The following is a 19,788-nucleotide window of genomic DNA, read 5'->3' on the forward strand; positions in this document are numbered from 1 at the left end:
ACGGGAGGATTTGATGAAGAAAATTGCTGTTTGGATCGCGTCTTTCATCATGACGCAGCAGTTTCTGCTCGGGGAGGCGATCGCCAGACCCGCGAGATGCGTCGTCAATGGCGCCGGCGCGGCGCCATATAACGGGAAATGCGAGTTTTCGCCTGAAACGGGCGGAAGCTTTTCGATCACGCCCGTTGGAAAAAGCGCCTTCGACGGCGCGACGGTGATCAGCGTCTCTGTCACTTTGCCTGGAGTGGCGGAAGTGAGAGGACTGACCCGCGACGGAATCAACTCCCGTTGGGGAGAGGCGAAACGCTCCAAGACCGATCCCGCCTGCTGGATCGGAAGCGACTTCAAGATCTGCGTCTATTGAAAACAAAAGCGGCGCCGAAGCGCCGCTTTGCAAATGCTTGCCTTGAAGATCGCGAAGCTTAGCGCTTCGAGAACTGGAAGCTGCGGCGGGCTTTCCGCTTGCCGTATTTCTTGCGCTCGACGACGCGGGAATCTCGCGTCAGGAAGCCTTCCTTCTTGAGCGCGGGACGCAGGTCCGGCTCGTAAGCGGTCAGCGCCTTGGCGAGGCCGTGGCGCACCGCGCCGGCCTGACCCGAAAGTCCGCCGCCGGCGACCGTGACGACGATGTCATATTGACCCGCGCGCTTGGTGACGCCGAACGGCTGGGCAAGAATCATGCGCAGCACCGGACGGGCGAAATAGACTTCGACGTCGCGGCCGTTGACGGTGATCTTGCCGGGGCCCGGCTTGATCCAGACGCGGGCGACGGCGTTTTTACGCTTGCCGGTCGCATAGGCGCGGCCCTGCTTGTCGAGCTTTTGCACATAGCGCGGCGACTCAGGCGCCGTGGCGACGCTTCCCTGAAGGTCGGAAAGCGAGGAAAGAGTGGACTCGGCCATGATCAGGCGCTCCGGCTATTCTTGACGTTCAGGGCGGCGATGTCGAGCGTCTGTGGGCTCTGCGCCTCGTGCGGATGTTCCGCGCCCTTATAGACGCGCAGATTGCCGAACTGCTTGCGGCCCAAGGGGCCTCGCGGCAGCATGCGCTGCACGGCCTTCTCCAGGACTCGCTCCGGGAAGCGCCCGTCGAGAAGGAACTTCGCCGAGCGTTCCTTGATGCCGCCGGGAAAACCCGTGTGGTGGTGATAGACCTTCTGGTCGCGCTTGCGGCCGGTCAGGACCACCTTTTCGGCGTTGATGACGATGATGTTGTCGCCGTCATCCATGTGCGGCGTGAACGTCGCCTTGTGCTTGCCGCGAAGACGCAGCGCGATGATGGAGGCGAGGCGGCCGACGATGAGCCCGGAGGCGTCGATCAGCACCCACTTCTTTTCGATGTCGGCGGGAGTCGCCGAATAGGTCTTGCCAAACATGGGATGGGAATTCCGTGTGAACGGTGTGTTCGGAGGCCGTTGGATAGGGGATGGGCGAAGGGAGGTCAAGTCATTTTTGCGCGGCAAAGTCTCTAGAACCCCAATAAAACTGGGCGCTAAGGTATATTGGTATTATGATACCTTATATGTTGCCCCGATCTGGAGCAGCATTGCGACGCGAAATGGCCGGGACAAGCCCGGCCATGACATAATAGGAGACTTGTATCCGGGCGCTCGCTACTGATGCAGCGCTTCGCCATGCAGCGCGATGTCGAGGCCCTCGCGTTCATCGTCGTGAGTCACGCGAAGCGGCGTGATCATCGAGACAATTTTCAGCGTCGCCAAAGTGCCGATCACGCCCCAGACGATCGTGACGAGGACGCCGATCGCCTGCACGTAAAGCTGATGCGGATCGCCTTCCAACAGACCAGCGACGCCCGGATCGCCTTCCGAAGCCGTGATCGCGCGGGTGGCGAAGACTCCGGCGAGCAGCGTGCCCATGATGCCGCCGACGCCATGCACGCCGAAGACGTCGAGCGTGTCGTCGTAGCGGAATTTGTATTTCGCGACTGTGCAGAACCAATAGCAGACGCCGCCGGCGATCATTCCGATGACGACGCCGTGCCAAGGCAGGACATAGCCCGAGGCCGGCGTGATCGTGCCCAGGCCGGCGACGGCGCCCGAGATGACGCCGAGCACCGACGGTTTGCCGCGCTGAAACCATTCCAGGCCGCTCCACACCAGCGCGCCTGCGCAGGCGGCAAGATGCGTCGCCACAATGGCGAAGACCGCGCGGGAATTGGCGGCGAGCGCCGAGCCGCCGTTAAAGCCGAACCAGCCGACCCAGAGCAGCCCCGTTCCGACCACCGCCAGCGAGAGATCGAAGGGCGAGAGGTTTTCACGCCCGAAACCGACGCGGCTTCCGAGCACGAGCGCGCAGACGAGGCCGGCGATTCCGGCGTTGATATGCACGACGGTCCCGCCGGCGAAATCGAGGAGGCCCATCTTCTGCAAAAATCCGCCGCCCCAGACCCAATGCGCGGAAGGCACATAGACGATGAACAGCCACAGCGCGCAAAACAGCATGAAGGCGGAGAACTTCATGCGTTCGGCGACCGAGCCGGCGACCAGCGCGCAGGTGATCACCGCGAAGGTCATCTGATAGAGCATGAACAGGATTTCGGGGATCGTCTTGGCGAATGGGCTCACCGTGTCGATCCCGATCCCCGCGAGAAGCGTCCGCGACGCGTCGCCGATAAAGGCGCCCTCGCCGCTGAAGGCGAGGCTGTAGGCGACGCCGATCCACAGCAGCGAGACGAGGGCGGTGGCGATGAGGCTCTGCGCCATTGTGGCGAGAACATTCTTTTTGCGCACCATACCGCTGTAAAAGAGCGCGAGCCCCGGCAGCGTCATCATCAGCACCAGCGCGGTGGCCGCGATCATGAAGGCGGTGTCGGCGCCGTCGATCTTGCCCCCGCCGTCCTGCGCGAGAGCCGGGCAGGCCACAAGGGTCGCGCCAAGCGCCGCGCCAAAACGATCCCACCGGACTCGCGGAATCCTCGCGCCGACGAATGTTATAGCCGCGCGCGCAAACGAGCTCTGCATCGTGAATCCTGATTGATGATGGGGAAGGCGCTTAGAGCGCGTCGGAATCGGTCTCGCCGGTGCGGATGCGCATGGCGCGCTCCAGCGGCGAGACGAAAATTTTGCCGTCGCCGATATGACCGGTATAGGCGGCGAGTCTGATCGCCTCGATGGCGCGATCGACGAGCGCTTCAGGAAGCGCGATGTCGATCTTAACCTTGGGAAGGAACGCGACGATATATTCGGCGCCGCGATAGATTTCGGCATGGCCCTTCTGTCGGCCATAGCCTTTCACCTCGGTCGCGGTCATTCCGTGCACGCCGATTTCCGTCAGCGCCTCGCGCACCTCGTCGAGCTTGAAGGGTTTGATAATCGCCGTGATGATCTTCATTTGCGCAGACATGCCCTCATGGATGGCGGATTGAACATTGTCTCAGCAATTGGCATGCCATTATGCGCATAAAATAATCGTTTTGCATCCTGGCGTCGAGTTCGAGCCTGGCCAGTCGTAAGGCGCCAGGCGGCTAAGTTTTATACACTATGCGTACATTGTCGGCTGAAATGGGCGCGGCTCGCCGCCTTCGCCGGTACGCCGCTTGAGATTGGCGATCTTTCGCTTTTTTGTGATGCGGGCGCCCGGTAGAGGTAGAAGCCGATCGTCGGGAGCGCAGAAAGCGGCGGAGCGGATGAAGCTTGAAGACTGGTCGCCCGAGGCGACCGCCATCGATTTCGTGAATAAGGAAGACTGGCCCGAACGCCGCGCAAAGCTTCCCGAGCCTGCAGCGCGTCTCGCGGAGCTCGCGGGCTTTGAGGCGAAGCCCGGCTCGCTTCTGATCGCGCCTGACCCTGACGGCGCGCCGCGGGTCTTTTTCGGCGCTCAGGGCAGGGCGCCAAAGGCGCGCGATCCGTTCTTTGCGGGAAAGCTCGCGACGGCGCTGCCCAAGGGGCTCTACCGGTTTGGCGATGGCGTCGAGGCGCCGGCGCAGGCGGCGCTGGCGTTCCTTCTGTCGACCTATTCCTTCTCGCGCTACAAGGCGCCAAAGAGGGAAGCCCCGCGTCTGTGCGCGCCGCAGGGCGTCGACCGCGCGCGCATCGAGCGCATCGCCGGCGCCGTCGGCCTCGGGCGCGATCTCGTCAACACCCCGACCAACGACATGGGGCCGGAGGCGCTCGCCGAAGCGGCGCTCGCTCTCGCGGCGAAACATGGCGCCAAGACTCGCGTCATTGTCGGCGATGCGTTGCTTGAGGAAAACTTTCCCTTGATCCACGCCGTCGGGCGCGCAGCCGCTCAGGCGCCGAGGCTCGTCGAATTTGAGCACGGCCCGGAGGACGGTCTGCGCGTTACGCTCGTTGGCAAGGGCGTTTGTTTCGATACCGGCGGTCTCGACATCAAGCCTTCGAGCGCGATGGCGCTGATGAAGAAGGACATGGGCGGCGCCGCGACGACTCTGTCGCTTGCGGCGATGCTGCTTGAGGGAAATGCGCCGGTCCGTTTGCGCGTGCTGCTTCCGATCGTCGAGAATTCGATTTCGGCGTCGGCGTTTCGAACGAGCGACGTTTACCGCAGCCGCAAGGGGCTGAGCGTCGAAATCGGCAACACCGACGCCGAGGGCAGGCTCATTCTCGCCGATGCGCTCGCCTATGCGAGCGAGACGCCGCCTGATCTCCTGTTCGATTTCGCGACGCTGACCGGCGCCGCGCGGGTCGCGCTCGGTCCGGAGATTCCGCCGTTCTATACCGGCGATGACGCGCTCGCCCAAGAGATCGCCGGGCAGGCTGGCGCCGTGAACGATCCCGTGTGGCGAATGCCTCTATGGGACAGTTACGACAGCGGTCTCGACGGCAAGATCTCCGATCTGGTCAATGTCACGAGCGGTCCCTTCGCCGGATCGATCACCGCGGCGCTGTTTCTGAGACGCTTCGTGGCGAATCCCAAGCGCTGGGCGCATTTCGACGTTTATTGCTGGAATCCGTCGACGAAGCCCGGCCGCCCGGAAGGCGGCGAGGTGCAGGCGGCGCGCCTGCTTTATGAATTGATCGAGGCGCGCGCCGAGCAGAGGAACGCGAAGCCGTGAGCGAAGAGTTCGATCGGCGGCTGACGCCCGCGCGCCCGGAAGTCGCGGCCGCCTATCTCAAGGGACGCGTGAGCGCCGAGCGCTATGTCGAAGGCGTCGCGATGGAGGTCAGAGACTGCGTCGTCGACCTTCGGCGGGAACCGCGTCCCGACGCCGCCGTCGACACTCAGGCGATCTATGGCGAGCGCGTCACCGTTTACGATGAGGAAGAAGGCTGGGCGTGGGCGCAACTTGCGCGCGACAATTATGTCGGCTGGATCGCGGCGAATACGCTGTGGCGCGAATTGAGCGCGCCGACGCATCGAATCTGCGTTCCGCGAACCTTCATTTATCCGGGTCCGAACATCAAATTGCCGCCGCTCAACGCGCTGCCGCTCGGCGCCGAAGTCACGATCGCCGAGGAGCGCGGCGGCTTTGGCGTGACGCCGGAACTCGGATTCATCTATCGCAAACATCTCGCGCCTTGCGAGGCGAAAGCGCCGGACTTTGTCGCCGTGGCCGAGACGCTCATCGGCGCGCCCTATCTCTGGGGCGGCAAGTCTTGGATGGGCGTTGATTGCTCCGGACTGGTGCAAATTTCGCTGTTGATGGCGGGGGTGAAAGCGCCTCGCGACACCGATATGCAGGAAGCTGCGCTCGGCGCGCTGCTCGATCCCGGCGTCCCACTCCTGCGCGGCGACATCGTCTTTTGGAAGGGGCATGTCGGGGTCATGCGCGACCCCGTGACGCTGCTTCACGCCAACGCCACGCATATGCAAGTCACCAGCGAGCCGCTCGACGTCGTGCGCGCGCGCAACGAGGCCGCGGGGGCTGGACCGGTCACGAGCTTGAAGCGGTTGCCGAGAGACATTTTGGCATGACGAAAAGGCTTTATCTGGAAGATCTTCGCATTGGGCAGCGGTTACGCTCAGCGAGCGTCAAGATCACCGCGCAGGACATCATCCGCTTCGCGCGCGACAGCGATCCGCAGTATTTTCATCTCGATGAAGAGGCGGCCAAAGACAGCATGTTCGGCGGGCTCGTCGCCAGCGGTTGGCAAACCGGCGCGCTGAGCGTGAAACTCCTCATCGACTCAGCCGACCCGCCTTTTGCTGGCGGGCTCGTCGGCGTTGAGGCGCATATCGCCTGGAAACTGCCGGTGCGGCCAGACGATTCCCTGAGAGTGGAAGCCGAAGTCACGCGGATTGTTCATCCGCGCCACTATGCCGATCGCGGCTTCGTTTCGATGGATATGGCGACCTACAACCAGCGCGGCGAAGTCGTGCTGACGCAGAGCGTCACAGTCGTCGCCTTCCGCGACCCTGCGCGCGCAGGCGTAAGTTCAAACGGCGCCACGGCGATTCCGGGATCATTTTCCGGCGACTGAGTTGCCCGGAATGGGCTCCGCCTCGTTGCGAAACGCCGCTGCGAAGAGCGCGCGCGTATACTCGCTCTTGGGCTGGGAAAACACCTGGCTCGCCGGCCCTTCCTCGACCACCTTGCCATAGCGCATGACGATGAGATGGGCGGCGAGCGCCTTCACGACGCGCAGATCGTGACTGATGAAGAGATAGGCGAGCGAGCGGCGACGCTGCAGGTCGCGCAGGAGATCGATGATCTGCGCCTGTACGGACATGTCGAGCGCGGAAGTCGGCTCGTCGAGCACGACGAATTTCGGCTCGAGCACGATGGCGCGGGCGATCGCGATCCGCTGCCGCTGGCCACCGGAAAACTCATGCGGGTAGCGGTCCATCGTCGATGGATCAAGCCCGGTTTCCTGCAGCGCGCGCGCAACGATTTCGCGGCGCTGATTGAGCGTAAGTTCGGGCCGCTGAACGGTCAGTCCTTCGGCGACGATTTCCGCGACCGACATGCGCGGCGAGAGCGAGCCGTAAGGGTCCTGGAAGACGATTTGCATGTCGCGGCGAAGCGGACGCATGGCGTCGACGCTTTTGCCGTCGATGCGCTCTCCGAGGAAGACGATCGGACCTTCCGAGCGAATGAGGCGCAGCATCGCCAGCGCCAGCGTTGTCTTGCCGGAGCCCGACTCCCCGACCACGCCGACGGTCGCGCCCTCGCGCACCGAAAGGGTGACGCCGTCCACCGCCTTCACATGGCCGACGATCCGACGCATGAAGCCGCGGCGGATCGGAAACCAGACGCGCAGCTGCTCAGCCGATGCGACGACCGGCGCTTGCGTGTCTTCGATAATCGGCGCGCCCTTGGGCTCCGCCGTGAGCAGCGCCTTGGTGTAGGGATGCTGCGGCGATGTGAAGACCTCTCCCACCTCGCCCTGCTCGACGATGCGGCCCTGCTGCATCACGCAGACCGTATCGGCGAAACGGCGCACGAGCCGGAGGTCGTGGGTGATGAACAGCATCGCCATGCCGTAAGTTTTTTGAAGCCGCTCGAGCAGCGCGAGAATCTGCGCCTGAACCGTCACGTCGAGCGCGGTGGTCGGCTCGTCGGCGATCAGCAGATCCGGCTTGTTGGCGAGCGCCATGGCGATCATGACGCGCTGACGCTGGCCGCCCGAGAGCTGATGCGGATAGGCGCTCAGCCGCGCCTGAGGATCAGGGATGCCGACTTCGCCCAGAAGCTCAACGACTCGGTTCCGAACCGCGTCTTCGCCGCGCATGCCATGCAGTTCGAGAATCTCCGCAATCTGCCGCTCAATCATGTGCAGCGGATTGAGCGAGGTCATCGGCTCCTGAAACACCATTGTGATGCCTGCGCCACGAATGGCGCGCAGACGATTGTCGTCGATCGTGAGCATATTCTCGCCGCCGAACAGCGCCTCGCCGGACGCGATCGCGCCAGGGGGAAGCAGCCGTACGATCGACAGAGCGCTGATCGACTTGCCGGAGCCGGATTCGCCGACGAGCGCCAGCGTCTTTCCCCGCTCAAGGGAGAAGGAGACGCGATCGACCGCCTTGGTCTCGTGCCCGCCTTGCCGAAAGGTGACCGAGAGATCGCGAATGTTGAGGAGGGAAGGGGACATCGTTGGCATCACGATAATTGCGACGAAGCGGCTAGGATGCGATCAACGCCAGAATGGTCGGGGCCCACTTGAATCATGCCTGGCGGAAGTCGCATTCGCCTATCCTTGGAGAGGAAAAATCCGCACTTGGCTTGAACAGCCGTTGTGACGTGGATCGCATCAGGAAGCTTACAGGGCGTCGCTTCTCTCAATTCAGCTGTTTGGATGAGGATATCTCGAGTCACTGGCCTCAGTTCGACAAGTCGACTACCAGTAAGAAGATCGAGGTATAGACGCCGCCTTTGGCTCGGAACCAGAGCCTGTGGGCGGATGACCGGCGCCAACAACTCTGCGAGCGTGAGTTCGCTTGTTACGGCCGAAAGCGGCTTTTCACGTATTGCAAGGAGCAGCTTCTGGACCGGCGTGGCCAGCTCAAGGGGCGACTCGAAGCCAATGATAAACACATTTGTGTCGATATAGACTGGCGGGGCGCGCACTTTGCTAGTGGCTCCACTCGTCTCTCATGGCGCTGACGTGTTCGTCGACGTCGCGAATTGACATAAACACATCGCGTCGAAGCGCAAACATTTCCTCCAAAGAGAGAATTTGCTCAGGCGGGGGTTCGATCTCGACGGTTATCGTCACGGTGGCGTTCGAATCGATGCCATCCCTTAGTTCCTCGGGAAGCTTCGCCGCCGGATAATGTTCACGCACAATTCTGTTCATCGTGATGCTCCGCCTGCAATCTACCACGCCGTCACCGGAAATTCTTCCTCGGGTCGAAGGCGTCGCGGACCGCTTCGCCGACAAAGACCAGAAGCGACAGCATCAGCGCGATGATCGCAAAGCCGGTCAGTCCCAGCCATGGGGCCTGAAGATTGGATTTTGCCTGCAGCAACAGTTCGCCGAGCGAGGGCGAGCCCGGCGGCAGGCCAAACCCCAGAAAGTCCAGCGCCGTGAGCGTGGTGATCGACGAGTTGAGAATGAAGGGCAGGAAGGTCAGCGTCGCCACGGTGGCGTTCGGCAGCAGGTGCTTGACGATAATCTTGAAATTGCTCAGCCCAAGCGCGCGCGCCGCATTGACATATTCGAAATTGCGCGCGCGCAGGAACTCGGCGCGAACGACATGCACCAGCGACACCCAGGAGAAGAGCAGCAGGATGCCGAGCAGCACGAAAAAGCCGGGCGTCAAGAAGGATGAAATGATGATGAGCAGATAGAGCTGCGGCAGCGACGACCAGACTTCGATGAAGCGTTGGAACACAAGATCGACGCGCCCACCGAAATAGCCCTGTATCGCCCCCGCGGCGACGCCGACGATCGAGGAGATCGTCGCCAGGATCAGTCCGAACAGCACCGAGATGCGGAATCCATAAAGCAGTCGCGCGACGACGTCGCGGCCCTGATCATCGGTGCCGAGCCAATTATATTCGAGCGCGGCGCAGCCGCGATTGATCTCGCCTGGCCGCAGCCCTTTCGCCGCGGCGACCTCGCATTGCTGCTGCGTCAGCATCCAGGTCGGCGGAGAGGGCGCGGGCGTCGGCAGCTCGAGATTATGCGTGTCATAGGAGAAGCGAATCGGCGGCCAAAGCATCCAGCCATGCGCTTTGATCTCGTCGGCGATCACAGGATCGCGATAATCGGTGCGGGCCAGGAAGCCGCCGAATTTATCTTCGGGATAGGACACGAAGGCGGGGAACAGCAATTGGCCCTTGTACCAGGCCAGAATCGGCCGGTCGTTCGCCAGGAAGTTCGAGCCGAGCGCCATGATGAACAGCGTCATGAAGAGCCAGAACGACCAATAGCCGCGCTTGTTCGCCTTGAAACTGTCGAGGCGTCGCCGATCGAGCGGCGTGAGCCGCAGCCAGCCTTCGCGATGAAGGGGCGGAGCGAGATGCGTTTCGGCGTCGGCTGCTGCTGCGCTCACCGTCATACCTCGCGCGTTTCGAAATCGATGCGCGGATCGATCCAGGTATAGGTGAGATCGGAAATGAGATTCACCACAAGTCCGAGCAGCGCAAAGATGTAGAGATTAGCGAACACGACCGGATAGTCGCGATTGACGATGCTCTCGAAAGACAAATAGCCCAGTCCATCAAGCGAAAAGATCGTCTCGATCAGCACCGAGCCGGTGAGAAAGGCGTGCACGAAGGCGCCGGGAAAACCGGCGATGACGATCAGCATGGCGTTGCGAAACACATGTCCATAGAGCACGCGCCGCTCGGTTAGGCCCTTCATGCGCGCGGTCTGAACATATTGCTTGCGGATCTCGTCGAGGAAAGAGTTCTTTGTCAGAAAGGTCTGCGTTGCGAAGGCGCCAAGCGTCATCGCGGAGACGGGCAGAATGATGTGCCAGAGATAGTCTTTCACCTTGCCGAACAGCGACAGCTGCCAGAAATCGTCCGAGGTCAGGCCGCGCAGCGGGAAGATCTGCCAGAAGGAGCCGCCGGCGAAGAGCACGATCAGCAGCATCGCAAACAGAAAACTCGGAATGGCGTAGCCGACGATGATGGCGTTGGACGTCCACATGTCGAATTTCGTTCCATCGCGCACCGCTTTGGCGATGCCGAGCGGAATCGAAATGGAATAAGAGAGAAGCGTCATCCAAAGGCCGAGCGAAATAGACACGGGAAGTTTTTCGCCGATCAGTTTGAGGACGCTCTCGTCGCGAAAGTAGCTGCGCCCGAAATCGAACATCGCATAATTCTTCACCATCAGCAGGAATCGCTCCCACGCCGGCTTGTCGAAGCCGAACTGCTTTTCGAGCTCCGCGATGAATTTCGGGTCGAGCCCCTGCGCGCCGCGATATTTCGAGGCGGTTTCGGCGGCCATCGTTCCGGTCTGGCTCGCGCCGCCCTGTCCGACGTCGCCGCCCCCGCCGGAAAAGCGTCCGGTTGCGCCGACGTCGAAGCCCTGCAGTTGCGCGATGATGCGTTCCACCGGACCGCCCGGCGCGAACTGCACGATGACGAAAGAGATGAGCATGATGCCGAGGATCGTCGGGATCATCAGCAGCACGCGGCGGGCGATATAGGCTCCCATTAACGTCTCGCGTTCTTTTGCATCGGCCGCATTTCGGCTCCCGATGGACGGCGCCGGGAAATCCCCTTAGCGTCCCGTGAAGTTGATTTTTTTCGCCTTATCTTCGTCCCACCACCAAGTCCACAGCACGCCGGTGTCGAATTTCGGCGGGCGCTCGGGCTGGCCGAAGAGATCCCAATAGGCGAAGCGATGCACCGGATTATACCAGTGCGGGACCCAATAGCGCTGCGCGCGCAAAGCGCGGTCGAGCGCACGGCTGCAGGTGACGAGCTCTTCGCGCGTTTGCGCCTGGAGCGCCTTTTCAACGAGCGAGTCGATCGCCGGATTCGAGACCCCCGGCAGGTTGCGTGAGCCGGGCACATTGGCGGTCTTCGAACTGAAATAAGCGCGAAGCTCCTCTCCGGGGTTCCAGCTCATCATCAGCACGTCATGAACGACGTCGAAGTCGAAGTTTTCAAGTCGCTGCTTGTATTGCGCGGCGTCGACGACGCGGATGTGGGCGTTGACTCCGAGCAGCTTCAAATTCTTGATGAAGGGCTGGGTGTGCCGCTCGAAGACGTTGGTATTGTCGAGAAACTCGAATTCCAGCGGCGTTCCGTCGGGCAAGCATAGAACGCCATCCTTGCGCGTGCACCCGGCCGCGACGAACAGATCATTCGCCTTTTTGAGCAGGACGCGATCCTGACCCGTGCCGTCGGAAACCGGCGCGACGAAGGGCTCGCCAAAAACTTCCGCCGGCAGATCAGCGCGAAAGGGCACCAGCAGCGCCTTTTCCTGTTCGCTCGGCAAGCCTTTGGCTTCAAGCTCGGAGTTCTCGAAATAAGACGAGATGCGCTTATAGGCGTCATACATCAGGTTGCGGCTTGTCCATTCGTAATCGAAGGCGTAGCCGATCGCTTCGCGCACCCGCGGATCCTTGAAAATCTTGCGGCGCGTGTTGAAGAACCATCCCTGGATCTGCGGAATGTTGTAGTTGGGCGTCGTCGTTCGCTTGACGCGCCCTTCCTTGAAGGCCGGAAAATCATAGCCCGTCGCCCAAACGCGCGCGATGTTTTCCTCTCGCTCGGTGAATGCGCCGGCCTTGAAGGCTTCGAAGGCGACCTGGCTATCGCCGAAATATTCGAAGCGCACGACGTCGAAATTGGCCTGGCCTGTCGTGATCGGCAGGTCCTTCGCCCAATAGTCGGGATTGCGATGATAGGCGATGTAGCGGCCCTGCTCGAAGGCGCCGACCTTGTAGGGCCCGGAGCCGAGCGGCGGCTCCATCGTCGTCGCCGCGAAGTCGCGGTCCTTGTAATAGGCGCGCGAAAAGATCGGCTGACCCACGACGCTGAGCGGCAGATCGCGCGTGCGATCGGGCGTGAAGCGCAGCACGAGAACGTCGTCCGCCTCCGCTTCGGCGCTTTCGAGGTCACGCAGCATCTGGCTGATGACAGGATGGCCCTTGCTCTTGAGAATGTTGAGCGAGAAGGCGGCGTCATGCGCCGTGAGCGGTGAGCCGTCGTGAAAGCGCGCCTCTTTACGCAACAGAAATGCGTAAGTGAGCTTGTCGGGCGAGATGCGCACCTTCTTGGCGACGAGGCCGTAGTAGGCGTCGCGTTCGTCGAGGCTCTGATTCATCAGACTGTCGAAGACGAGCGTCATGCCCGTCGCGGGATTGCCCCGCAACACATAGGCGTTGAAACTGTCATAGGTCGAGCTTGCCGGCGACAGCGCCAAAGTCCCTCCCTTGGGGGCTTTCGCGTTCACGTAGCCGAAATATTTGAAGTCGGCCGGCTCGCCAAGGTCGCCAAAGGTCGAAAGGCCGTGGCTCTCGACTTCGCCCTGCGCGAGCGGACCGAAGCGATTGGAGGCGGCGGTCGGCGCTTCGGGCTTGGCCAGCACGCGCGGTGCGATCAAGGCGGCGGCGCCGGCGCCGATAACAGAGCGACGGGACAGGCGAATGCGCGTCAGATCGACGATTGTGGAATGAGCCAAATGTGACCTCAGGCGGCGGTGGGCGCTTGCCCATGAACCGCGATTATGTCGGTTTTTTTGCGGGTTCGCGAGCGGCCCGTTAAGGACCGTCACGCCGCTTTGGCCCTTTGTAGCAAAAATGCGCGACGCGCGCCCAGGGGAAGTCGAATGAACTCTGTCAGCCTAGGCCTTCGCGAGCAAGCATTCATCGGCGGGCTTTGGGTCGGCGCCGACAGCGGCGTAACCTTCGCCGTCAATAATCCGGCGTCAGGCGCGGTCCTCGGCCAAGTTCCCGACATGGGCGCAGCCGAAACGCGCAGGGCGATCGAGTCCTGCGCGCGGGCGCTGCCAAGCTGGCGCGATCGCGCCGCCAAGGAGCGCGGGCATATCCTGCGCCGCTGGTTCGAATTGATCATGGCCGATCAGGAGCGGCTGGCGCGCATCATTACCGCTGAAATGGGCAAGCCGCTCGCCGAAGCCCGCGGGGAAATCGCCTATGCGGCGAGCTTCATCGAGTGGTTCGCGGAGGAGGGCCGGCGCATCTATGGCGACGTGATACCGGGTCCGACAGACCGTCGCCTGCTCGTCTTCAAACAGGCGATCGGCGTCACCGCGGCGATCACGCCGTGGAATTTCCCATCCGCCATGTTCGCGCGCAAGGTCGGCGCGGCGCTCGGCGCCGGTTGCACGATGGTGGTGAAGCCTGCTGAGCTGACGCCCTTCTCCGCGCTGGCGCTGGCCGAACTTGCCGAACGGGCCGGCGTGCCCGCCGGCGTGATCAATGTGGTGACGGCGAAGGACCCTGCGCCCGTGGGGCTCGAATTCACGCAAAATCCGCTTGTGCGCAAGCTGACCTTCACCGGCTCGACCGAGGTGGGGAAAATCTTGCTGCGGCAGGCGGCCGAGAACATCCAGAAATGCTCGATGGAGCTTGGCGGCAACGCGCCGCTGATTATCTTTGAAGACGCCGATCTCGAGCGCGCCGTCGAGGGCGCGATCGCCACAAAATACCGCAACAGCGGTCAGACCTGCGTTTCGGCGAACCGCATCCTCGTGCATGCGTCGATCGTCGACGTCTTCGCCGAAAGGCTCGCGGCGGCGGCTGGCGCGTTAAAGGTCGGCGAAGGGACGGAGGCGGGCGTCGCCATCGGTCCGCTGATTGAAGAAGCTGCGGTCGAAAAGGTCGAGCGTCACGTCGCCGACGCCATCGCCCGCGGCGCGAAGGTTCTCACCGGAGGCTCCCGCCACGCGCTCGGCGGCGCTTTCTTTCAGCCGACCGTGCTCGCGAATGTGCCGGCTGACGCGCTCATCTTCAACGAGGAGACCTTCGGTCCCGTCGCGCCGCTGATTTCCTTTGAAAGCGAGGCTGAAGCGGTGCGTCTCGCCAACGCGACGCCTTACGGTCTAGCCGCTTACTTCTACAGTCGCGACGTCGCGCGCGTCATCCGTGTCGCCGAGCAGTTGGAATTCGGCATGGTGGGCGTCAACGAAACGCTGATCTCGACGGAAGTGGCGCCCTTCGGCGGCGTCAAACACTCCGGTCTCGGCCGCGAAGGATCGCGCTACGGCGTCGATGATTACATCGAGATCAAATATGTCTGCCTCGGCGGACTTTGATCATTCGATCCTGATGCGGCCATCGACGACGGGCGCAATCGCGCCGGCCTTTTCGATGGCGTCGATGATGACGTTCGTCAGCAGCGGACCCTCGAGGTCGCTGACGAGCGGTTTCCCCCGCGCAAGCGCGATATAGCCGTCCTTGCCGCGCGCCAGGAAGTCGATCGTCGCAAGCTTGTAGAGCTTCGTGTCGTCTAGCGGCTTGCCGCCGACCTCGATTGAAACAAGCCGCGAGCCAGGAACCGCGTCGCGCCGCACGACAATGCGGGCGCCGGAAATCTGCGCGAATCGCCCCGCGTCCTTGCCGATCAGCCAAACGGCGTTTTCCAGCGCCGCGCGAAGATCGGCGCCTGTAAGCGCCAGAGTCACCAGCTGATTGTTGAACGGCAGCTCCTTGGCGATGTCCTTGCGCGTCAGCGTTGTCCCGGGTGCATAGCTGCGATTGCCGCGAATGCCGCCGCCGTTGATGATTGCTACGTCAGCGCCAGCGGCGGCGCGCATCGCGTCGGCGAAAAAGTCGCCGATCGCGGTCTCTTCACCGCGCACGCTCGCCTTTCGGCTGTCGAGCGGCGTCTTTGCGACGCCGATGTCGATGTCCAGCGCTTTGTCGATCTCGGCTGCATATTGCGCGACGCGCTCCGCAATCGCGGCGTCTGGCGCCACGTCCGCCGTGTCGATGATGCGGAACCTGGGCGTCCAGCGCTTGACGCCGTCGTCGGCGATCCGCATCTCGACATCGATGGCGACGAGATTGACGCCGTCCGCCTGTGTCTCGCCGATGGCGGCGCGGCCGTCATAGGCGACATAAAGATTATGGTCATGGCCAGACAGAACGATGTCGATTGGTCCAAGCTTCGCCAGACGCAGATCGTCCTGCCATTCGGAATGCGTGACGACGACGACAAGATCCGCGCCGGCGTCGCGCAGCGCCTGCGCCTCGCGCTTGGCCGTCTCGATCGCGGGCAGAAGTTTCAGGCTTCCGGGACTGGACCGTCTCGCGGACTCGTCGTCGGTCAGGCCGAAAATTCCGACCTTCACCCCATCGACATCGATGATCTTGCTGTCGGCAAAGCCGGGGAGGGCGCGGCCGGAGGCATCGCGTAGATTCGCGGCGAGCAGAGGAAACTTCGCTTCGCCCATGCGCTGGCGAAAAACCGCCTCGCCGAAATCGAACTCGTGATTGCCGGGCGTGAACACGTCGAGGCCGACACGGTTGAGGAGCTCGACGATATGCGCGCCCTTGTCGACGCTCGAGGTGAGCGAAGGCGACAGCGTGTCGCCGGCGTGCGCGACGATGATATTCTTCGCCTTCGCGCGCTCGGCTTTCAGCGCGCCGGCGATCCGGGCGAACCCGCCGCGTCCGTCTCTCTCGGCCATTTCGTAGATGTCGCTGAAGACGACGAAGGTGAGATTGACGACGCGCTCAGCGGCGCGGGCGGAAAGAATCGGGATCCCGAGCGCGACAGCTAAGCAAAGAAGGAAAACGCGCCGATTAACAAACCGCGACATAGGCCAGCCCTAATCCGATTGGAAAGACGCGCAATCTGCCTTCCCTCGATGACGAGGGCAATACGTCATGGTGGGAGGCGAAATCCCTCCCCTTGACGGGGAGGGTGGTTCGCGAAGCGAACCGGGTGGGGTGACTTGCGCTGAGAGAAACGTCATCACCCCCACCCGCGCCGCTTCGCGTCGCGACCTCCCCGCAAGGGGGAGGTATAGCCGCCCTTCTCTTCAAACGCCCCACCTCTCCCCGCTCTCCGCGGGGAGAGGGGCGGCAAGCGTTGCGCCATAACAATTTGCGTCTGCTATAAAAGAAAAAGAAACGGCGCCCGTGGGCGCCGCTTCGCATCGTTCAGGAGACTAAACTTAGTAGTTGTAAGCGCGCTCGCCGTGATCGGTGATGTCGAGGCCTTCGCGCTCTTGATCGGGAGTCGGCCGCAGTCCGACGATGAGGTCGACGAGCTTATAGAGGATCGCCGACCCGATGCCGGACCACAGGAGAGTCGCGACGACGGCGATTCCCTGCGCCTTCATCTGCGCCATCATGTCGTAGGTTCCGGCGAAGGTTTCCAGATTGGTGTAGTCGGTGATGCCGACGCCGCCGAGATCGGGACTGACCAGAATACCGGTCGCCAAGGCGCCGGTGATGCCGCCGATGCAGTGCACGCCGAAGACGTCGAGCGCGTCGTCGTAGCCCGCCATCTTCTTCACGAAATCGACGAAGAAGAGGCAGATCGGCGAAACGGCGAGGCCAAGGACGATGGCGCCGACCGGACCTGCATAACCCGACGCCGGCGTCACGGCGACGAGGCCCGCGACCGCGCCGGTGATAAGGCCGAGCATCGACGGTTTGCCCTTCACCAACCACTCGACGATCATCCAGGAGAGCGCCGCAGCCGCCGTCGCCACCATGGTGTTGACGAAGGCGAGCGCCGTCGTGCCGTTCGCCTCGAGATTCGAGCCGGCGTTGAAGCCGAACCAGCCGACCCACAGTAACGAGGCGCCGACCATTGACAGGGTGAGCGAATGCGGCGGCAAGGCTTCTTTGCCGTAGCCGATGCGCTTGCCAACCATGATTGCGCCCACGAGACCCGCGATGCCGGCGTTGATGTGCACCACCGTGCCGCCCGCGAAGTCCAGCGCGCCCTTGCCGGCGAGCCAGCCCACGGCGGCGTTGATCTCATCGATCTTCGCCTGCGCGGCCGCTTTGGCCGCCTCGTCGCCCGCTGCGGCGAGTTGGGTCGCCGCGTCGACAAGCGCGTTCGGATCGGCGACGCCCCACACCCAATGCGCGATGGGGAAGTAAATGACCGTCACCCAGAAGGCGACGAACAGCAGAACCGCCGAAAACTTCATGCGCTCGGCGAAGGCGCCGATGATCAGCGCCGGGGTGATCATCGCGAAGGTCATCTGGAAGACGAAATAAGCATATTCCGGAATGACATGGCCGGGGGTGAAGGTCGCCGCATTGGAAGCGGCCGTCACGCCCTTGAGAAACAGCTTGTTGAAGCCGCCGATATAGTTGCTCAGCGAACCGCCGTCGCCGAAGGCGAGCGAATAGCCGTAAACCGTCCAGATCACGCCGACGAGGGCGACGATCGCGAAGGTCTGCGACAGGATCGACAGCATGTTCTTGGCGCGCACCAGGCCGCCATAGAACAGCGCGAGGCCCGGGATCGACATCATCAACACTAAGAGCGAAGACGTCAGCAACCAGGCGGTGTCGCCGGGATTGGGGGTCGGATCGTTCGCGGCGAAGGCCGGAAACGCCAATGATGCCGAAATCGCCGCTCCCGCGATGACCGAAGCGACAGAAGCGCTTCGAGGCGAAGGAAGTTTCATGTGTAAAAGCTCCTGATGTTGCGGGGAGGCGATCAAAGCGCGTCCGTGTCGGTTTCGCCGGTGCGGATGCGGATGGCGCGTTCGAGCGGCGTGACGAAAATCTTTCCGTCGCCGATCTGTCCGGTGCGCGCGGTGTTGGAGATTGCCTGGATCACCTGATCGACGAGGGCGGCGTCGACGGCGACTTCGATTTTTAGCTTTGGCAAGAAACTGATCGCATACTCTGCGCCGCGATAAATTTCCGTATGTCCCTTCTGACGTCCGTAGCCCTTGACCTCAGTCACGGTAAGGCCGTGCACGCCGATGTTGGTCAGCGCGTCGCGGACCTCATCGAGCTTGAACGGCTTGATGATCGCTGTGACGATTTTCATCTGCCAATCCTGTTGGTTATCGACCTCGTTGGCGAGCGTCGCTCGCGTGACGGCGGCGTCTCTTGATTGCAATTCGCGGGGAGGACGCCGCCGCGTCGGCGACTACCGCCTTCAAATGCCATGCCAGCCGCGCTGACGCCTGAAATCTACAGGCCGGAAGGCGTATCTGCTGTGACACCGACTGTGCTGCAGCTTGCAGCGGGTTGGCTATTGCCTTTGTCCGCCTCGACTATGCGCGAGAGTCAGCGTCGGCCTCGGTTCGCCCGAGCGCTTTCGCTTAGGGCGCCGCCGGCCGGTAATGCGCCTAGAAATTATGCAGACATTGGCCTGTTGCCTAAAATGTGCGCAGGTATCAGGTTCGCGCCGAGTCGCGCTGGCGCACCAGGCCTTCCTGGCTCACCGAGGCGACGAGGCGTCCCTCGCGGGTGAAAATCTGCCCGCGCGTCAAGGCGCGCGCGCCGCCGGCCCAGGGGCTTTGCTGCGCGTAGAGCAGCCATTCGTCGACCCGCAACGGCCCGTGAATCCACAGGGCATGATCGAGGCTCGCCACCTGAATCTTCGGATCGAAGATCGTAAGTCCGTGAACGAGCAGCGCCGTATTGAGCAGCGTCATATCGGAAAGATAGGCGAGCAGCGCTGTATGAATGGCGGGGTCGTCCGGGACCGCGCCGCGCACGCGAAACCAGATCATCTGGCCGGCTGCGCGACGTTCGGGAAAAAATACGTCGTCGGGCGCGACGACGCGCATATCGAGGGCGCTTCGCCGCTTCAGCCAGCTCTCGGCCTGTTCCGGAAGGAAGGCGCGAAAACGCTCGACGAGCGCGTGCACGTCGTCGAGACCCTCTGGGTCCGGCGCGTCCGGCATAGGGGCGGCGTGGGCAAGACCTTCTTCTCGACGCTGAAACGACGCCTCCATTGAGAAGATCGTGTGTCCGCGCTGCGTGGCGTTACAGCGCCGCGTCGTGAAGCTCTTGCCGTCGCGCACGCGTTCGACGGCGAAGTCGATTGGAATCGAGGGGTCGCCGGCGAGGACGAAATAGCCGTGCAGTGAATGAACGGGGCGGTCTTTGGGCGCCGTCCGCGTCGCGGCCACGAGCGCCTGAGCCACGGCCTGTCCGCCATAGACCTGACGGCCGGAAGACGCCGGGCTATGGCCGCGGAAGAGGTCTGGTCCGAGCTCCTCAAGATCGAGAAGCGCCGGAAGCTTTGATGGCGCGTTTTCGTCCATTGCGGACGAGCCGGTCAGTCGACCTGGCGCGCCTCTTCGGGCAGCATAATCGGAATGCCGTCCCGGATCGGATAGGCAAGCCGCGCCGAGCGCGAAATGAGCTCCTGGCGCGCGCTGTCATATTCGAGAGTCGTCTTCGTCAGTGGACAGACGAGGATTTCGAGCAGGCGCGGATCAATCCGTGTCGGCTCCGCAGGGGACTCAAATCTCTCGGCGCCGGAATCGCGTTCGTCAGTCAT

At 62.6% G+C, this 19,788-nt stretch carries 20 protein-coding genes; 5 read left to right on the plus strand and 15 right to left on the minus strand.

The window, feature by feature from the left end; genetic code table 11:
- The first annotated feature begins 13 nt into the window (after positions 1 to 13).
- Positions 14 to 364 (plus strand): hypothetical protein, encoded by a 351-nt coding sequence (locus ACPS74_RS16860; RefSeq protein WP_029651916.1) that lies wholly within the window; start codon positions 14 to 16, stop codon positions 362 to 364.
- A gap of 58 nt (positions 365 to 422) precedes the next feature.
- Here ACPS74_RS16860 and rpsI read toward each other — a convergent pair whose 3' ends face one another.
- The 4 genes from rpsI to ACPS74_RS16880 form a co-directional block, all read right to left on the minus strand.
- The gene (gene rpsI, locus ACPS74_RS16865; protein WP_018407795.1) at positions 423 to 902 is read right to left on the minus strand and encodes a 30S ribosomal protein S9; all 480 of its coding nucleotides are present in this window, start codon (positions 900 to 902) and stop codon (positions 423 to 425) included.
- Between the two features lie 2 nt (positions 903 to 904).
- The gene (gene rplM, locus ACPS74_RS16870; RefSeq protein WP_029651914.1) at positions 905 to 1,375 is read right to left on the minus strand and encodes a 50S ribosomal protein L13; all 471 of its coding nucleotides are present in this window, start codon (positions 1,373 to 1,375) and stop codon (positions 905 to 907) included.
- Positions 1,376 to 1,612: 237 nt separating this feature from the next.
- On the minus strand, positions 1,613 to 2,980 hold the full coding sequence (locus ACPS74_RS16875) for an ammonium transporter (RefSeq protein WP_239754681.1): 1,368 nt from the start codon (positions 2,978 to 2,980) through the stop codon (positions 1,613 to 1,615).
- A gap of 31 nt (positions 2,981 to 3,011) precedes the next feature.
- Positions 3,012 to 3,362 carry a P-II family nitrogen regulator gene (locus ACPS74_RS16880; protein ID WP_275548818.1) on the minus strand — a complete coding sequence of 117 codons (351 nt, stop codon included), beginning with the start codon at positions 3,360 to 3,362 and terminating at the stop codon, positions 3,012 to 3,014.
- A gap of 283 nt (positions 3,363 to 3,645) precedes the next feature.
- Here ACPS74_RS16880 and ACPS74_RS16885 point away from each other — a divergent pair, with 283 nt between their 5' ends.
- The 3 genes from ACPS74_RS16885 to ACPS74_RS16895 are packed head-to-tail and all read left to right on the plus strand — an operon-like array spanning position 3,646 to position 6,400.
- Positions 3,646 to 5,034 carry a leucyl aminopeptidase family protein gene (locus tag ACPS74_RS16885; protein WP_029651911.1) on the plus strand — a complete coding sequence of 463 codons (1,389 nt, stop codon included), beginning with the start codon at positions 3,646 to 3,648 and terminating at the stop codon, positions 5,032 to 5,034.
- A complete protein-coding gene (locus ACPS74_RS16890) occupies positions 5,031 to 5,894 on the plus strand; it encodes a C40 family peptidase (protein WP_029651910.1) in 864 nt (287 codons plus the stop codon). The genes ACPS74_RS16885 and ACPS74_RS16890 overlap by 4 nt, the downstream gene beginning before the upstream one ends.
- Complete coding sequence (locus tag ACPS74_RS16895) at positions 5,891 to 6,400, plus strand: MaoC/PaaZ C-terminal domain-containing protein (protein WP_029651909.1); 510 nt, start codon at positions 5,891 to 5,893, stop codon at positions 6,398 to 6,400. The genes ACPS74_RS16890 and ACPS74_RS16895 overlap by 4 nt, the downstream gene beginning before the upstream one ends.
- Here the strand turns inward: ACPS74_RS16895 and ACPS74_RS16900 are convergent.
- The 6 genes from ACPS74_RS16900 to ACPS74_RS16925 all read right to left on the minus strand — a co-directional run bounded on the left by ACPS74_RS16900 (position 6,383) and on the right by ACPS74_RS16925 (position 13,012).
- Positions 6,383 to 8,023 carry an ABC transporter ATP-binding protein gene (locus ACPS74_RS16900; protein ID WP_036242314.1) on the minus strand — a complete coding sequence of 547 codons (1,641 nt, stop codon included), beginning with the start codon at positions 8,021 to 8,023 and terminating at the stop codon, positions 6,383 to 6,385. The genes ACPS74_RS16895 and ACPS74_RS16900 overlap by 18 nt on opposite strands.
- Positions 8,023 to 8,490, minus strand: a complete 468-nt coding sequence (locus ACPS74_RS16905; RefSeq protein WP_055725729.1) for a type II toxin-antitoxin system VapC family toxin — start codon at positions 8,488 to 8,490, stop codon at positions 8,023 to 8,025. Before ACPS74_RS16905 ends, ACPS74_RS16900 begins: the two co-directional genes overlap by 1 nt.
- Before the next feature lie 4 nt (positions 8,491 to 8,494).
- Positions 8,495 to 8,719 (minus strand): hypothetical protein, encoded by a 225-nt coding sequence (locus ACPS74_RS16910; protein ID WP_029651906.1) that lies wholly within the window; start codon positions 8,717 to 8,719, stop codon positions 8,495 to 8,497.
- Positions 8,720 to 8,750: 31 nt separating this feature from the next.
- On the minus strand, positions 8,751 to 9,926 hold the full coding sequence (locus ACPS74_RS16915) for an ABC transporter permease (RefSeq protein ID WP_029651905.1): 1,176 nt from the start codon (positions 9,924 to 9,926) through the stop codon (positions 8,751 to 8,753).
- Positions 9,923 to 11,035 (minus strand): microcin C ABC transporter permease YejB, encoded by a 1,113-nt coding sequence (locus ACPS74_RS16920; RefSeq protein WP_029651904.1) that lies wholly within the window; start codon positions 11,033 to 11,035, stop codon positions 9,923 to 9,925. Before ACPS74_RS16920 ends, ACPS74_RS16915 begins: the two co-directional genes overlap by 4 nt.
- 66 nt (positions 11,036 to 11,101) lie before the next feature.
- The gene (locus tag ACPS74_RS16925) at positions 11,102 to 13,012 is read right to left on the minus strand and encodes an extracellular solute-binding protein (protein ID WP_029651903.1); all 1,911 of its coding nucleotides are present in this window, start codon (positions 13,010 to 13,012) and stop codon (positions 11,102 to 11,104) included.
- 147 nt (positions 13,013 to 13,159) lie between these two features.
- Between ACPS74_RS16925 and ACPS74_RS16930 the strand changes: the two genes are divergently transcribed.
- Positions 13,160 to 14,608, plus strand: coding sequence for an NAD-dependent succinate-semialdehyde dehydrogenase (locus tag ACPS74_RS16930; protein ID WP_029651902.1), 1,449 nt, complete (start codon positions 13,160 to 13,162; stop codon positions 14,606 to 14,608).
- Here the strand turns inward: ACPS74_RS16930 and ACPS74_RS16935 are convergent, their stop codons facing one another.
- The 5 genes from ACPS74_RS16935 to ACPS74_RS16955 all read right to left on the minus strand — a co-directional run bounded on the left by ACPS74_RS16935 (position 14,609) and on the right by ACPS74_RS16955 (position 19,788).
- Entirely contained in the window at positions 14,609 to 16,117 is a 1,509-nt protein-coding gene (locus ACPS74_RS16935) for a bifunctional metallophosphatase/5'-nucleotidase (RefSeq protein WP_029651901.1), read from the minus strand.
- A 357-nt stretch (positions 16,118 to 16,474) separates the two neighbouring features.
- Positions 16,475 to 17,950 (minus strand): ammonium transporter, encoded by a 1,476-nt coding sequence (locus ACPS74_RS16940; RefSeq protein ID WP_029649521.1) that lies wholly within the window; start codon positions 17,948 to 17,950, stop codon positions 16,475 to 16,477.
- Between the two features lie 32 nt (positions 17,951 to 17,982).
- The gene (locus ACPS74_RS16945) at positions 17,983 to 18,321 is read right to left on the minus strand and encodes a P-II family nitrogen regulator (RefSeq protein ID WP_029649519.1); all 339 of its coding nucleotides are present in this window, start codon (positions 18,319 to 18,321) and stop codon (positions 17,983 to 17,985) included.
- A 352-nt stretch (positions 18,322 to 18,673) separates the two neighbouring features.
- Entirely contained in the window at positions 18,674 to 19,549 is an 876-nt protein-coding gene (locus ACPS74_RS16950; RefSeq protein WP_029649518.1) for an acyl-CoA thioesterase, read from the minus strand.
- Between the two features lie 14 nt (positions 19,550 to 19,563).
- Entirely contained in the window at positions 19,564 to 19,788 is a 225-nt protein-coding gene (locus ACPS74_RS16955) for a Trm112 family protein (protein ID WP_026222882.1), read from the minus strand.

Origin of the sequence: Methylocystis sp. SB2 (assembly GCF_049817085.1) — a bacterium.
Lineage (GTDB): Bacteria > Pseudomonadota > Alphaproteobacteria > Rhizobiales > Beijerinckiaceae > Methylocystis > Methylocystis rosea.